The sequence below is a fragment of the Rheinheimera sp. A13L genome, assembly GCF_000217935.1.
GTDB lineage: Bacteria > Pseudomonadota > Gammaproteobacteria > Enterobacterales > Alteromonadaceae > Pararheinheimera.
Genome location: NZ_AFHI01000067.1, coordinates 15,882 through 31,191 on the forward strand (window position 1 = coordinate 15,882; position 15,310 = coordinate 31,191).

14 protein-coding genes are annotated in these 15,310 nt (G+C 45.7%); 5 read left to right on the top strand and 9 right to left on the bottom strand.

Going from position 1 to position 15,310, the window contains the following annotated elements; all coding sequences use genetic code 11:
• The first annotated feature begins 220 nt into the window (after nucleotides 1-220).
• The 3 genes from phoB to phoR all read left to right on the top strand — a co-directional run bounded on the left by phoB (nucleotide 221) and on the right by phoR (nucleotide 2,388).
• A complete protein-coding gene (phoB, locus tag RHEIN_RS18065; RefSeq protein ID WP_008900420.1) occupies nucleotides 221-907 on the top strand; it encodes a phosphate regulon transcriptional regulator PhoB in 687 nt (228 codons plus the stop codon).
• A gap of 162 nt (nucleotides 908-1,069) precedes the next feature.
• Nucleotides 1,070-1,357, top strand: a complete 288-nt coding sequence (locus RHEIN_RS21315; RefSeq protein ID WP_008900421.1) for a DUF3329 domain-containing protein — start codon at nucleotides 1,070-1,072, stop codon at nucleotides 1,355-1,357.
• Nucleotides 1,357-2,388 (top strand): phosphate regulon sensor histidine kinase PhoR, encoded by a 1,032-nt coding sequence (gene phoR / locus RHEIN_RS18070; protein ID WP_237704458.1) that lies wholly within the window; start codon nucleotides 1,357-1,359, stop codon nucleotides 2,386-2,388. Before RHEIN_RS21315 ends, phoR begins: the two co-directional genes overlap by 1 nt.
• Here phoR and RHEIN_RS18075 read toward each other — a convergent pair.
• On the bottom strand, nucleotides 2,375-3,247 hold the full coding sequence (locus RHEIN_RS18075) for a LysR family transcriptional regulator (RefSeq protein WP_008900423.1): 873 nt from the start codon (nucleotides 3,245-3,247) through the stop codon (nucleotides 2,375-2,377). The two genes, phoR and RHEIN_RS18075, sit on opposite strands and share 14 nt — an antisense overlap.
• A gap of 94 nt (nucleotides 3,248-3,341) precedes the next feature.
• Here RHEIN_RS18075 and RHEIN_RS18080 point away from each other — a divergent pair, with 94 nt between their 5' ends.
• Nucleotides 3,342-4,301, top strand: a complete 960-nt coding sequence (locus tag RHEIN_RS18080) for a putative sulfate exporter family transporter (protein ID WP_008900424.1) — start codon at nucleotides 3,342-3,344, stop codon at nucleotides 4,299-4,301.
• Here RHEIN_RS18080 and RHEIN_RS18085 read toward each other — a convergent pair.
• The 8 genes from RHEIN_RS18085 to RHEIN_RS18120 all read right to left on the bottom strand — a co-directional run bounded on the left by RHEIN_RS18085 (nucleotide 4,270) and on the right by RHEIN_RS18120 (nucleotide 13,856).
• On the bottom strand, nucleotides 4,270-5,580 hold the full coding sequence (locus RHEIN_RS18085; RefSeq protein WP_008900425.1) for an amidohydrolase: 1,311 nt from the start codon (nucleotides 5,578-5,580) through the stop codon (nucleotides 4,270-4,272). The genes RHEIN_RS18080 and RHEIN_RS18085 overlap by 32 nt on opposite strands.
• 93 nt (nucleotides 5,581-5,673) lie before the next feature.
• Complete coding sequence (locus tag RHEIN_RS18090) at nucleotides 5,674-6,474, bottom strand: undecaprenyl-diphosphate phosphatase (RefSeq protein ID WP_008900426.1); 801 nt, start codon at nucleotides 6,472-6,474, stop codon at nucleotides 5,674-5,676.
• Nucleotides 6,475-6,572: 98 nt separating this feature from the next.
• A complete protein-coding gene (locus RHEIN_RS18095; RefSeq protein ID WP_008900427.1) occupies nucleotides 6,573-7,895 on the bottom strand; it encodes a hemolysin family protein in 1,323 nt (440 codons plus the stop codon).
• 26 nt (nucleotides 7,896-7,921) lie between these two features.
• Entirely contained in the window at nucleotides 7,922-8,239 is a 318-nt protein-coding gene (locus tag RHEIN_RS18100; protein ID WP_040555432.1) for a DUF6488 family protein, read from the bottom strand.
• Between the two features lie 155 nt (nucleotides 8,240-8,394).
• The gene (locus RHEIN_RS18105) at nucleotides 8,395-9,507 is read right to left on the bottom strand and encodes an AI-2E family transporter (RefSeq protein ID WP_008900429.1); all 1,113 of its coding nucleotides are present in this window, start codon (nucleotides 9,505-9,507) and stop codon (nucleotides 8,395-8,397) included.
• A 45-nt stretch (nucleotides 9,508-9,552) separates the two neighbouring features.
• Nucleotides 9,553-11,130, bottom strand: a complete 1,578-nt coding sequence (locus RHEIN_RS18110; protein WP_008900430.1) for a Ppx/GppA phosphatase family protein — start codon at nucleotides 11,128-11,130, stop codon at nucleotides 9,553-9,555.
• Nucleotides 11,127-13,247, bottom strand: a complete 2,121-nt coding sequence (gene ppk1, locus RHEIN_RS18115; protein WP_008900431.1) for a polyphosphate kinase 1 — start codon at nucleotides 13,245-13,247, stop codon at nucleotides 11,127-11,129. The genes RHEIN_RS18110 and ppk1 overlap by 4 nt, the downstream gene beginning before the upstream one ends.
• Before the next feature lie 108 nt (nucleotides 13,248-13,355).
• Nucleotides 13,356-13,856 (bottom strand): glycine cleavage system protein R, encoded by a 501-nt coding sequence (locus RHEIN_RS18120; protein WP_008900432.1) that lies wholly within the window; start codon nucleotides 13,854-13,856, stop codon nucleotides 13,356-13,358.
• Nucleotides 13,857-14,254: 398 nt separating this feature from the next.
• Here RHEIN_RS18120 and RHEIN_RS18125 point away from each other — a divergent pair, with 398 nt between their 5' ends.
• Nucleotides 14,255-15,235 (top strand): PstS family phosphate ABC transporter substrate-binding protein, encoded by a 981-nt coding sequence (locus RHEIN_RS18125; RefSeq protein WP_008900433.1) that lies wholly within the window; start codon nucleotides 14,255-14,257, stop codon nucleotides 15,233-15,235.
• Nucleotides 15,236-15,310: the final 75 nt, after the last annotated feature.

A 15,310-nucleotide genomic window follows, 5' to 3' on the forward strand; every position in this document is an offset into this window, starting at 1 on the left:
TTGTCATTTAAAAGACTTTTTTCTATATTAGAAAAATGTAAGCAGATTGATTGTTTTTTATTTCTGTTGAAAACATCTGGTAAAACCAGTTTGGTTTTGTGTAAAGACCACCTGAGCTGGTCATTACAGGGCTGAATGCTTGTTTCTCTTTCATAAAAGTGTCATAAACTAACGCCATACTGGTCACAATCAATAAATTAGCTTGAATTGGTAGAGGGTTATGTCTAGAAAAATCCTGGTTGTAGAAGATGAAGCACCGATCCGTGACATGTTGTGTTTTGTGCTTGAACAAAATGGCTATCAGGCCAGCACAGCGGAAGACTTTGATTCAGCTGTGAACATGTTAGTAGAACCTTATCCGGATTTAGTATTGCTGGACTGGATGTTGCCTGGTGGCAGCGGTATTCAGTTTGCAAAAAAAATGAAAGGACACGAACTGACCCGCACTATTCCTATCATTATGATCACAGCTCGCGGTGAAGAAGAGGATAAGGTTCGTGGTCTGGAAGTGGGCGCTGATGACTATGTCACTAAGCCATTTTCACCAAAAGAGCTGATGGCTCGCATTAAAGCGGTGATCCGTCGTGTTGCGCCAACCAGTCTGGATGATGTGATTGAAGTGCAAGGCTTAAAGCTGGATCCTGTATCACACCGCGTCACTGCGGCTGAGCAAGCTGTAGATATGGGGCCTACCGAATTCCGTTTATTACACTTTTTTATGACCCATCCTGAGCGGGTTTACAGCCGTGAACAGTTGCTGGATCATGTATGGGGTACTAATGTGTATGTCGAAGACAGAACAGTAGATGTGCATATACGCCGTTTACGTAAAGCCATTTCGCTGGCTGGGCATGACCGTTTAGTGCAAACTGTACGGGGTTCGGGTTATCGTTTCTCTGCCAAGTAAACGAGATCCAGTTTTTATCGCTATTTACCCTAAGTAATTGGAGTTGCAGCTAGGCGGCAACTGAAAGAGACCCCATGAACATAGTTGTCCTATGTGATTGGGGCGAAAGAGGGCAGCCAACAACGCTGCGGCTTCAAGTACGACGGGTAATAAGTAGGTGTTATGCGTTTGTTACTATCTAAAAGGAAGATTTTAAGTAGAATCTTCCTTTTATTTTTTATTGTTGCATTAGTTGGCTGGCTGTTTGACCTGCTGTTTCCTGCTTTATTTGCCGCCTCAGTGGTACTGCTTGGCTGGAATTACCGGCATATTTTTGTATTGGATAAATGGCTATGGCGCGATAAAAAACTAACGCCACCAGCAGGTGATGGCAGCTGGCAGCAGGTTTTTGATGGCATTTATTATCGTCAGCGCAAAGCCCGCAAAAAAATAAAGAATTACGTGCTCTGATCCGGCGTTTTCGTGACGGCGCTGAAGCCTTACCTGATGCTATAGTGGTGCTCAACAGTGACTGGACCATTATCTGGTGTAATAAACTGGCGCAGCAACTGGTTGGTTTACGCTGGCCGCAGGATGAACGTCAGCGTATTGATAACCTGATCCGTAATCCGGAATTTCAGACTTATATTCAGCAAAAACAATTTGAGCAGCCACTGGAGTTGTCTTCTCCGGTTAATGAAGATTTGGTACTGGAATACCGTATGCTGCAATACGGCGACGATCAGCACTTACTGATAGTGCGGGATGTCACCCAACTGAAACTGCTGGAGCAGGTACGTAAAGACTTTGTGGCCAATGTCTCGCATGAATTACGCACCCCGCTCACCGTATTGCAGGGTTATCTGGAAGTGATGGATGCGGATAATTTACCCAACGCCGCTATTTGGCTGAAGGCGCATACTGTGATGCTGGAGCAAACCAAACGTATGGACGCTCTGGTACAGCAATTGCTGACCTTGTCACGTATTGAAGCCGCAGCCAAAGTGCAGTTTGAAGATCATATTGATGTGCCTGCTATGCTGGCGATGCTGGAGCAGGAGTCAAACACCCTAAATCGTGAAAAGCAGCATCAGATCAGTTTTTCAATTGAACCTGGTTTGTTGGTCTCCGGCATTCGTGAAGAGTTACGTAGTGCTTTTTCTAACCTGATCACCAATGCGATTAAATACACCCCTAATGGTGGAGAGATCCAGGTCAGTTGGGTTAGGCAGCATCAAAAAGCTGTGTTTAGTGTCAGTGACAATGGGGAAGGTATAGCACCTCAACATGTGAAACGACTGACCGAACGTTTTTACCGGGTTGATCAGGCCAGAGCACGTGCTACGGGCGGCACAGGTTTAGGTTTAGCTATAGTGAAACATGTGTTGCAACGCCATAACAGTAAGCTGATGATTTTCAGTGAGCCGAAAAAAGGCAGCAGCTTCTCGTTCAGTTTACCTGCTGAAAACCTGCCAAAACGTAAATCTATTAAAGCTCGTTAGAAGGTACTGCCTGCTGCAGAAAGTGCAGAAACTTTTGCAGCAGTGCAGGCTGATAATTTTTATGTTGGACCAGTCTGAAATGCCGTTGCAGCTGCAAAGGACTTTGCAACAATACCAACTGTCCTGCTTTGATTTCATCCTGTACGGCCAGCAAAGGCAAGCAGCCTATACCCAAACCTTGTTTCACCGCTTGCTTAATAGCTTCAGGCCGTTCCAGTTCCAGCAGGGTGTTCGGTGCCCAACGCAAGCGTGCCAGTTCGTGTTCCAGTACGGCTCGGGTGCCCGAACCTTGTTCCCGCACTATCCAGCGCTCTGCCAGTAATTGTTCAGTTGATAAATTCTGATGCAGCTTAGGGTGGCCTATGAGTACCGTCAGATCCTGTCGCCAATGATGGATATCAAATTCAGCACTCAACACTGGTCCTTCGATAAAACCCAGTTGTGCTTGCTGCTGATGCATCAGATGCAGCACTTCACTGCTGTTACAAAGCCGCAATGTAAAATCGATCTGGGGATGCAAGGCCGTAAATTGCGCCAATAAAGCGGGCAATAAATAACAACCTACTGTTTCACTGGCGACCAGCCGTAGCTGACCTTTGTCGGGGGTTGAGTGAACCAGTTCTTGCTGCAGTTCAAGCAACAGCTGTAATTTTGGTAAGAGATCCAGGGTGTGCTGGGTTGGAATTAACTGCCGTCCCTGACGCAGAAATAACTGATGGCCCAGTCGTTGTTCCAGCTCTTTTAATGCCTGGCTGGCCGCTGATTGGCTTAATGCCAGTTGGTCAGCCGCTTTGGTCAGACTATGCTGCCGGCAAATCGCATCCAATAACAACCAGTGGCGTGGACTGGGATAATTCATTTGTTTATCTAATTTGATGAATAAGATTAATCCATTATTCTTATTTTTAACGCTCAGTACAATAGCGCTGTCACTTTCACTAAGATGAATTCCCATGCTGGTCTTATTGCTGCTTAGTTTGTTACTGCATTTATGTTATCTGGCTTTTCCTGTGTTGGAACAGCTGATCAGTCCGGTTTTTGTCGCTTTGTTGCTGGGCTTAGTAGCTGCTTTTGTGTTGCCACTGTTTTCCATTCAGCCCCGTCAGTTAGTGGCGTCCAGGCTGGATAGGATCGGCAGTTGGCAGCAAAAGGCTTTACGTTTGGGTATAGTTCTGTTCGCCTTTAGTGTTGAACCACAACTGGTAATGCACACCAGTCCGCTGGCTTTAGTGCAGCTGGTTGTTCTAGTTCTGTTGGTGCTGAGCGCTGCGCTCTGGCTTGGGGGCAAAGTATTTAAACTACCCAAAGAGCTGGTGCTTTTAATTAGTTGTGGCTTAAGTTTTTGTGGTACTTCAGCAATTTTTGCCAGCTGGTCTGTACGGCAAAGCGGGCAGGCGACTTTAACTCAAAGTCTGGCTGTGGTGCTTTTAATGGGGTTGCTGTCGTTGTTGGCCTATGCGGTGCTGATGCACACTGGCTGGTTGCCGGAAACACAGCTGGCCTGGTTGATTGGCAGCACAGCGCCTGAAGTATCACAGGCTGTGGCTGCAGGCAGTCAGTTAGGGCAGGCTGCGCCGCAGGCTGTGATCGCCAAGTTATTCAGGGTCTGTTTACTGGTGCCATTTTTACTGCTGCTCAGTTTTCAAAGTAAAAACAAGGAAGGTTTTGTCTTTCCCTGGTTTGTGTTGGCTTTTGTGGCTGTTCTGCTGCTGACTATGGTTTTTTCAGTACCTGTCTGGTTCAGTCAGGGTGCTGTACTGTTGTCACAAAGTTGTCTGATTTTCGCCATGCTGGTGACTGGGCTTTTAACCTGTTGGCAGGATCTAAAACAATGCAGCGGCAAAGTTTTTGCGTTTGCCGCTGTGGTGATGAGCTTACTTTTTAGTCTTTCTTATCTGTTTTTGCCGGGTTAGCCAGATAGTCCAGCGCCAGAGCTGTTAAAGCCCGGACGCCATTTTCCAGTGCCTGTTCATTCACCTGAAACAGTGGCGAATGGTTAGGCGCTGTTTGTTCCACCGGAGTATTTTCCGGGGCTATGCCTAAAAAGAAAAACACGCCCGGTACTTCTTGCTGGAAAAACGAAAAGTCTTCCGAAGCAGTAATAGGTTTAATTGGCGCAACCCCGGCTTTGCCTGCAGCCCAGCTTAAGCTTGGCATAGCCCATTCAGTCAGTGTGGCATCATTCCAGGTCACAGCAGCAAAACTATGGTTATGAAACTCAGCTGTGGCGCCACTGGCGGCGGCTATATGTTCTGAAGTGTGCTGCATTTTTTGCAGTAGCTGTTCGCGCATTTGTGGATCAAAAGTGCGTATTGTGCCTTCGAGTTTTACGTCATCCGGAATAATGTTCCAGCGCACCCCCCCATGCACCTGACCTACAGACAAGACGGCTGGGGCCTGGGTGACATCCAGCTGGCGGGCAGGAATCTGATGCAGAGCTGTGATCAACTGACCTGTCACAGCTATAGGATCTACCCCACGCCATGGGCTTGAGCCATGCACCTGCTTGCCTTTGACAGTGATATTAAAACTGTCTGCCGCCGCCATTATGCCTTCACTTTTCACCTGTAACTGGCCGGCAGGACCAGGCCAGACATGCAGACCAAAAATGGCATCAGGTTTGTATGTGGCAAATACGCCTTCTTTGAGCATCAGCTTGGCGCCACCTTCTTCACCGGCAGGAGGGCCTTCTTCGGCGGGCTGAAATACAAACAGAATAGTACCGGCCAGTTCAGCTTTAAGCTCTGTCAGCACTGAGGCTGTCGCCATCAGCATAGCCGTATGAGCATCGTGACCACAGGCATGCATCACACCTACGTCCTGACCATTAAAAGTACTGCGCACTTTAGAGGCAAAAGGTAAATCCACCTGCTCTGTCACAGGCAGCGCATCCATATCAGCGCGCAAAGCCACTGTCGGGCCAGGTTTAGCGCCTTTTAATACGCCCAGGACGCCATGATGAGCTATGCCGGTTTGTACTTCTAAACCAAGAGATTTTAAATGGGCTGCTACTTTCTTCGCTGTATTGACTTCGCGGTTCGACAACTCAGGGTATTGATGGAAATGACGGCGCCATTGCAGCATTTCTGGCTGAATTTTTTGAATAGCCGTTTCGGTCCGGGGTTTTAAATCTGTACTGGCCTGAGCTGAAAAAGTGCTGGCCAGCAGAACACAAAAAACAGTTCGCAACATGGGAGTTCCTTCTGGGTGAAGTCACTACCATACTGGCACAAGCTTAAAAAGCAAAGTGCCTTGCGACACTTTGCCGGAAAGGGGCATCTGGGTTCAGAAATAAAACACAAAAGCCAGCAGGAATACACCTAAAGCTAAACGGTAGATCACAAAAGGCATCATGCCCATTTTTTCTATCACTTTAAGGAAAAAATGAATGCAGACGTAAGCAGAGATAAAGCTAAGCACAGTGCCTAAACCTAAAGCTGTCCAGTCGACTGCCTGTTCGCTTTTCAGTAATTTCAGTGTTTGGTAACCACCGGCCAGCAGAATAATTGGGATAGAAATCAAAAAGGAGAAACGTGCTGCCGCTTGTCGGGTTAACCCCAGAAGCAGGCCTGCTGTCATGGTAATACCTGAACGTGAGGTGCCAGGGATCAGGGCTATAGCCTGAGCCAGACCAATAATAATCACATCTTTTACCGTCAACTGGTCAGTTTGTTTGATTTGTTTGGCTTTTGCATCGGCATACCACAATAACAAACCAAAAATGATGGTTGTACTTGCGATAACTAGAGAAGAGCGGGCATAGACTTCAATAAAGTCCTTAATCAGCAAGCCAAACAAAGCTGCTGGTATAGTCGCCAGAATAATCAGCCAGCCCAAGCGGCTGTGTTGGTCGTGTTGGCCTTTTAAGCTGCCAAACCAGCTGACGCTGATAAGACCTACATCACGACGAAAATAATGCAGTACAGCAGCCAGTGTGCCTAAATGCACTGCCACATCAAACGCCAGCCCCTGATCACTCCAGCCCAGTAACTGTGAAGGTAAAATCAGATGAGCTGAACTTGAAATAGGTAAAAATTCGGTAAAGCCTTGCAGTAAAGCCAATACAATAATTTCGAGTGTGGTCATAACTATCCATAATGCGGGTGATTAAGTTAAAGGTCGTGTTGTTCGCTTGTTTAAGTAAAGGCCTGCCGCGAACAGCAGGCCGTTCTCAACAGACAGAACTAGCCTGTCTTATGATCAGGATCGGAAGCATCTTCGTCTTCAGGCAGTTTACTGGCGAGAACTTTATCAATACGCTTACCATCCATATCGACAATTTCCAGTCTCCAGCCTGCAACATCTATAGTATCTGCTGTTTTAGGTATTTTACCTAACTGATACATCACCATGCCATTGAGTGTCTGAAAACGGCCTTCGATTTCATCAGGAATTTCACGGATATTCAGCGCATCTTTAAAGTCGATCATAGGGATCAGACCGTCAATCAACAAACTGCCATCTTCTCTGCGTACCAGCATCTGATCGTCTTCATCATCATCCTGCCCAAATTCGCCGGTCAGCGCATCTGTCATATCCTGCAAAGTCACTAAACCTTTTAAATCACCATATTCATCAACCACAAATACCATTTGGCTGCCCGATGTTTTGAAATGGTCCAGTAACTCCATGCCGGATAAGCTGTCAGGCACATAATTACAGGCTTTTGCCAGAGAGGCGATATGGATTTCATTACCCGCTATAGACTGCGCCAACAACTGCTTGGCTGAAACTATACCTACCAGGTCATCCATGTTGTTGCGGCATACCGGGAAACGTGAATGAGGGGCCTGCATCACCAGCTTCAGGTTGTCTTCAATGGGCTTGTTCACATCCAAAAATACGATGTCAGAACGGGGCACCATCAAGGAGGAAATGCTTCGTTCATCCAGACGAAATACGTTTTTCACCATGGTATGTTCAGATTGCTCAATGATACCGGCTGATGAACCCTCTTGCAGCATGGCTTGAATATCTTCGTGGGTTACATTGTCGGTGATGATGTGACTGAAACCCAGAAACTTCATAATGGCGTGAGTGGAGCCAGAAAGCATCCAGACAAAAGGCTTGGTCGCTATAGCAAGCAACGCCATAGGTCGCGCTACCAGACAGGCAATGCGTTCTGCGCTCACCTGACCAATACGTTTTGGCACCAGTTCGCCCACTACTATCGACACATAAGTAATGATAATAACTACCAGTATGGTCGAGACTATGCTGGTCACTTCAGGGGCGAAACCAAAACTTTGCAGCCAGATTGATAAAGGTTCAGCCAAAATGGATTCACCGAAGATACCGTTCAGAATACCTATAGAGGTAATACCTATCTGAACAGTGGATAAAAACTGAGTAGGATCTTCAGATAGTTTTAATGCAGCTTTGGCAGAGCTGCTGCCGCTTTGTGCCAAAGCAGTTAATCTCGACTTTCTCGCTGTCACTATTGCGATTTCTGACATAGCGAACAGACCATTTAAAATGATCAGGCCAACAAGAATAAAGATTTCCATAGCGTGTTATTTAAGCTCCGTTGAGTTTAAGGTTGTACTAACAAATAAGCTGTGGGTAACTGATAACTGTATTCAATCAGTTGCCCTGAATCAGTCAGGATCAGATACAAGTTCTGTTCGTTGAATTTTCTGGCTTGGGGATCAATAAAACGCACCACCCACAGATGTTTTTGTGTGGCGGATGATGCTTTTTGGGCATATTTGGGCGAGATTGAAGACCAATGCTGCGCAATACTCTGTTGCTGTTGCAACTGAACTATGGAGTGTTCTGCATGTTTAATGGCTTCTGAATGAGTCAAAGACTCATCAGCTACTGCGGTAAACTGTGTTAACGCTGCAATCAAAAAGACTACAGCGCACCTTCGGAGAGGATTCATATGAAGTATGTGTTTTTTTGTCTGTAAAAATAAAAATTTATCTTACCTATCATTTTAAACTAGTAAAGCAATTTATCTCTTTCACAGCAGATAATGTGTTGCTTTGTTGACGGTTTTTCGCTTTATGGCACAGGCTCTGACGGCCTGTTTTTGCTCCTGAGCAGTTGTTCCGGATCATCGGCAAGATGCTGTGGCGCTCTGAGCCATTCCCGCCAGATAGCAACCAGCAAAGCCATCAGCACAGGGCCAACAAACAGACCCACCATGCCCATTGTTTGCACGCCACCAATTAAACCAAAAAAGGTTGGTAAAAAAGGCAGTTTGACTGGCCCGCCCACCAGGGTTGGCCTGATGGTTTTATCAACAATAAAGAGTTCTATACTGCCCCATAAAAACAAACCCACACCAGCTGTTAAATCACCAGTGCCGACCAGATAAATCGAAATCAAGGTAAAAGATAAAGGTGCGCCACCAGGAATAAGCGCCATAAAACCTGTTAACACCCCAAAAGCAACGGGGGAGGGCACTCCGGCTATCCAGTAGGCGACGCCTAACACAACCCCTTCGCCAATAGCGATAATGGTCATGCCTATGACGGTTGAGCTGACGGTCGCTGGTACAACGCGGGAAAAACGGTTCCAGCGATCAGGTAGAATACGCTCACCTACAGTATCCAGTTGCCAGGCGATACGCTCACCGTCTTTATACAAAAAGAATAAAGTGATCAGCATAAATAATAAGGTCAGCATTAATCCGGCTGTAGTCCAGCCAAAATTTAATACCCACTTGGAGATGCCACTGATTTGTTCGCCACTGACTAAACTGACTACTTGCCCCAATTGGTGAGGTTCGGCTAAATAAGTTTGCCAGTAGGTCGCCAGAGTGTCACCCACACCTGGCAATGCTCTGAGCCAATCCGGCACAGCGGCGCCATGTTCATTGGCGTGTTTCAGCCACTCAATCCAGGCCCGTATTTCTTCCATCGCATAGCTAAAGACCATAACCAGAGGGATCACCAGACCTAAAACAATGGCAATGATGGCCACACTGGCGGCTAAAGTGGAGTTATTGCGGCAATAGTTCAGCAAATGGCGATACAAAGGCCAGCTGGCAAAGCAGATAATGAGAGCAGCCAGTACAGGAACGAGGAAACCTATAAAAAAGAATACTCCTGCACCGAGGATAACCAGCAATAAAGCTCTGCTGATGGCGTCGTTACTAAAAATCTGTGGCATCTGTAACTGTTCCTTTCTGTCTCTGGACCCCAGGGTACTAAATAATTACTCTTCATCCGCACCGGATGAATCAAACCCCGGACTTTGTAAACTGCACTCCACTAAATACGGACAGTCGAGTACAAAGGCAATCTTTTTCAGATGTAATTGCTCTTGTTGCAGATCAGCGACCAATAAAGGTTGTTGTTCCAGCCATTCTTTAGGCAGTAGCAGTGTTAATTGCTGAGTTTTCCCTTGCGCTATAAGTTCGGGCAAGAAGTCGTTACGGCGTTTTTGATTCAGTAACACAGCCAGACGCAACAGCACCAGTAAAGACACCACAGTGCTTGAACTGTACAGATAAAACTGCGACAGATCTTCAGTTTTAATTTTACGGCGATGTGAGCGCACCAGCGTGGCTATTAACTGCTGTTGTTCCTGGTTAAACCCCGGTAAGTTGGCATTTTTTAAAATGTAAGACGAGTGCCGCTGTACGCTGGATGAGTTGATATGCAGGCCTATTTCGTAGACTGTGGCTGCCCAGCTTAATAAATCAGCCAAATCATCCGTCAGTTGCCAGCTGTGCCGCAGTTGGGCAAATAATTCCAGCGCTGTGTTGCGCACTCTGTCAGCCTGACTGGTATCAATGCTGTATCTTTTAATCAGACTCTGAATGGTGTGTTCACGAATGTCATGGTGATGCAGACGGTCACTCATTTCATACAGCACCCCTTCACGAAGCGCTGCGTCGACATAATACATCTGCGAAATGCCAAGCATATTAAAAGCGGCAATTAGAATAGCTAAACCAGAGCAAATCAGTAACTTACGATCATCAGCTAAACCAGGTAAATCCAGTTGCAAACTGTTTTCCTGAGCGATCAGCAATTCTTTTAATTGCAGCAGGTGCTCAAGCTCAATACAGGCCGGATGCCAGCCTAGGCCAATAATAATATCGCGGATGGTCTTGATAGTACCTGAAGTGCCTACAGCTTGTTGCCAGCCGGTTTCGCGGTAAGCTGAGACTATAGGTTCCAGCTCCTGCTCAGCCTGCAAAATAGCCCGTTCGAATTTTTTTGCACTGATACGGCCATGAGGAAAATGGAACTGAGCATAGCTGACACAACCCATATTACGACTGGCCAGTCTGATTGGCAAAAAGCCTTCGCCTATGGCGAATTCAGTGCTGCCACCGCCTATATCCATCACCAGCCGACGCCCCTGATAATGCTCAAAATGCGCCACCCCCTGATAAATAAAGCGGGCCTCTTCCTGACCTGAAATCACTTCAACAGGAAAAGGAAAAACCGCCTGGGCCCGGCGCAAAAACATAGCACTGTTTTTTGCACGCCTTAAGGTGTAAGTCGCGATAACCCGCACCGATTCAATGGGCACAGGTTTTAAGGTATCGGCAAACTGACTCAGTACAGCCAAACCACGCAACATGGCTTCTTCGGTTAACAATAAATCTTCTGTTAAACCTTCAGCCAGCTGTACTTTTTGTTTTTCGCGATGCAACAGTTGCAAAGCGCCATCTACCACACGAGCTATCACCATATGAAAGCTGTTGGAGCCTAAATCAACGGCCGCCATATAAGCGGCTTTTTGTGCATCTGTCGTGTCTGTGCTGGTCCAGTGGGTCATAAGCTGGCCTGAGTGGATTGCTGCAACTGAGCAAAATAATCGTAGATTTCCTGTTGGGAGCGAATGCTACGCTTATTGCCTCTTTTTACATAGTGGTTGCTTTGATCTTTATCGATAATCCGCGCTTTGACATTGTCATGCCACTGAATATCCAGCGTAGTCATAATTTGCTGTTTAATGGCTGCATCATAAATAGGCACACCCACTTCGACACGTTGATCCAGATTACGGGTCATCCAGTCAGCTGATGAGATGTAGACATCGGTGTCGCCGCCATTGTTAAACACATAAATCCGGGCGTGTTCAAGGTATCTGTCCAGTACACTAATCACATGAATATTGTCACTCATGCCTTTAACACCTGGAATAAGCGAACACATACCCCGTACTATAATACGGATTTTTACACCAGCCATACTGGCTTTATAGAGCAAATTAACTATTTGATTATCAACCAGGTTATTGATTTTTAATATGATTTCAGCTTTTCTGCCTGATGTGGCAAAACTGGTTTCCCGCTCTATTAAGGCGCAAAGTTTAGGCCTGCTCCAGGTCGGTGACACCATCAGGTGATTAAACTGAAATGCTTTGTAGCTGTACTGAATAAACTCAAATACCTGATCCACTTCATCACAAATTTCACTATGGCAAGTGAACAAACTCATGTCGGTATATATACGGGCCGTTTTTTCGTTAAAGTTACCTGTGCCTATATGGGCAAATTTTACAGTTTTGCCTTTTTCCTGACGGCTGATCAAACAGAGCTTAGAGTGAATTTTTAAGGTTTGCAGGCCAAAGATGACTTCAATGCCGGCTTCTGTCATGCGGCGTGCCCAATTGATGTTATTTTCTTCATCAAAACGGGCTTTCAATTCCACCACTACAGTCACTTTTTTGCCATTACGCACCGCATCAAGCAGAGAGTTAATGACTCGTGAGTTTTTAGCGACACGGTACATGGTCATTTTGATACTGCTGACTTTTGGATCAAAAGACGCCTGACGCACCCACTCGGTGAAATAACTGAAGCTGTGGTAAGGGTAATACAGCAAAATATCTGAAGTACGAATAGCTTCAAAACTTGTGGTATGACGTTCAAACTCCGGGCTTTTCAGCACTGGCATAGGCGGGAATTCTAAAGACGGGTGGCCTATATTTGGAAAACCAATAAAATCTTTAAAGTTCCGGTACTTACCACCTGGTATTAAAGAGTCATAGGAGCTGTAGCCCAGCAATTTTTTCAGCATTTTTAGCATATGCTCAGGCATGTTTGCATCGTAAACCATACGCACAGGTTCTGATTTCAGCCGCTGTTTAATGCCCTTGGACATTTTATCGATCAACGACTGGTCCAACGTATCGCTGATATTGTATTCGGCGTCGCGGGTCAGTTTCAGTGAAAATGCCTGAATTTCACAAAAATCAAAAAAGCCATCAAATAAGTCTTTCAGGCAGTACATGATGATGTCGTCAAGCAAAATGATTTGCCTGCGGTAGCGGCCTCTTTTTTTACTTTTATTCAGATGGAGCGGCAACTCAACAAAACGTGACATCACGTCTGTTGGCACCTGCACTATGGCGTATTCGGCTTTATTAGAGCCAGTCATTTCGACCATCAGGTAAGTGGCATTGTCTTCTAAATGTTTAGCCAGTTTGACTTCTTCAGCGGATAAAATAATAGGAGAAATATGGCGCTGTACTTCGCTGCGGTAGTAGCTACGAACCCACTGAGCCTGGGCGTCGGTCAGTTTGTAGTTGTCAATCAGCTCAATGTTGTATTTGCGCAGGGCTTGCAGCAGGTCGTCATAAATTTTATTAAAACGTTCGCCCAGCGTCATCACTATATGTTGAATATCGTGCAGCAACTGTTCGGCATCTTCCTGCTCATTGGCATGGTATTTTTTCAGTAAAATACGGCGTTTAACATCAGCGACACGCACCCGGAAAAACTCATCCATGTTGTTGGAATAAATACCTAAAAAACGCAACCGTTCAATCAGTGGGTTACGTTCATCTGCAGCTTCCTGCAGCACACGGCCATTAAAGGCCAGCCAGCTTAATTCGCGGGGGAAATAATTCGTATCGCTCACAGTATGTTTTAACTCTGCAAAGACCATAACAGGCTCCTGATCGGGTTCGGGAGCTACTCTATGGCAGTTTTATGACAGACTGATGAAAGGATCAAGGGTCTGATCCTTTAATACAGGAATATTTTTTCAGCTGGGTTAGTGTTCAATATCAACCACTACATCCGAGGCTATAGCTTCCAGTGCTTTGACCACTTCATCTTTATTCAGACCTGCAGGCAGCTCTACTGTAGCTATGGCGTGAAACAACGGAACACCCCAGTTGGGAGCACTTTGTTTAGAACTTTCAAAATGAATAATATTGGCGCCTTTGTGTTTCATCACGCTGGACAGCTCTCGTACTATGCCCGGTCTGTCGTTGCCTGTAATAACAAATTGCAGCTGTTTATCCGGATGAATTGCACTGTCTAAACCTTGCTGAATTTTTATATCCAGGTCTGACATGCGTTCAAGCTCTGTTGTTAACGCAAATACATGCTCTTCAGATACTTCCAGTTGCAATATACCAGCGAAGTAGCCCCCTAAATGACTTAAATTACTGGCCATCCAATTGCCCTGATGACTGGTGATCACTGTAGCCAGTTGTTCGACTAAACCTGCTTTATCCCGACCTATAACAGTTAAAATCAACTGCTTCATATTACATCTCCTGGAGAGTCAAATCTGATATACCCGTCGTACTTGAAGCCGCAGCTTTGTTGACTGCGTTCCTCGCCCCAGTCACATAAGACCGCTATGTTTCTGGGGTCTCGCTCACTTGTCGCCGCCCTGCAACGTCAATTACTTAGGGTAGGAAAATTCGAAAGAACTTAGAAAAACAGTGAGTTAGCTAGCGTTAGCTTCCCCCATTGTAGACCTCTGGCTGGTTTTTGACAGTCAAGTCGTCGCAAATCTCCCTGCAGAGTTAAAAAAAACTGCTGTAGCTCAAAAGATGTTCTTTGGTTTCGTCATATTAGTGTCATATTTCTTTCTTATGATAGGTCCCAGAAAACAACCTGAACCACGAACAGGCATTTGTCTGTTGTGAGGAGAGCAACGTGAAAGTAGCAAAATTATTAACTTCAATCAGTCTTATTGCAGCCACTTTAGGCCTGACAGCACAAGCTGCCATTATCGAAGCAGACCCGAATTTGCCTGCTTACGTAAAATCTACTGGTGTTTCAGGCAACATTTCCAGTATAGGTTCTGATACCTTAAACAACCTGATGACAAAATGGGCTGAAGAATTCCGTAAGCAATATCCAAACGTGAATATCCAAATCCAGGGTGCAGGTTCTTCTACTGCTCCTACAGCTTTAACTGAAGGCACCTCTAACTTCGGCCCTATGAGCCGTGCAATGAAGCCATCAGAAGTACAGGAATTTGAAGCTAAATATGGCTACAAACCAATGGCTATTCCTGTAGCTATCGACTTATTGGCTGTGTATGTAAACAAGGACAACCCGTTGCAAGGTCTGACTATTGCTCAGGTGGACGCCATTTTCTCAGCAACCCGTAAATGTGGTTATAAAGAAGATGTGACACGCTGGGGCCAGTTAGGTATGGAAGGTGCATGGGCAAACCGTGATTTCACTATGTACAGCCGGAACGCAGTATCAGGTACTTACGGTTACTTCAAAGATGTTGCCTTATGTGGTGGTGATTTTAAATCAAGCATCAACGAACAACCAGGTTCTGCTTCTGTAGTGCAGGGTATCAGTGAGTCTATCAACGGTATTGGTTACTCAGGTATCGGTTACATCACGTCAAGCGTTAAAGCTTTACCTTTAGCGAAAAAAGAAGGCGAGCCGTTTTATGCTCCAAATGCGGATCATGCTTTAGACGGTAAATACCCGTTATCACGTTTCCTGTACGTTTACATCAACAAGCACCCAAACAAAGAAATGCTGCCTTTAGAGCGTGAGTTTGTGCGTTTTGTGATGTCAAAAAATGGTCAGGACGTAGTAGCACACGACGGTTATGTTCCGGTGCCAGCTTCAGTAGCTGCTAAAGCTCTGGCTGACCTGGGTATTAAATAAGTTGTACTGATTAACACAAGGCACCTTCAGGGTGCCTTGTTTTTTCTATTAAAAGCAATAGTTTGATCTTTCCCG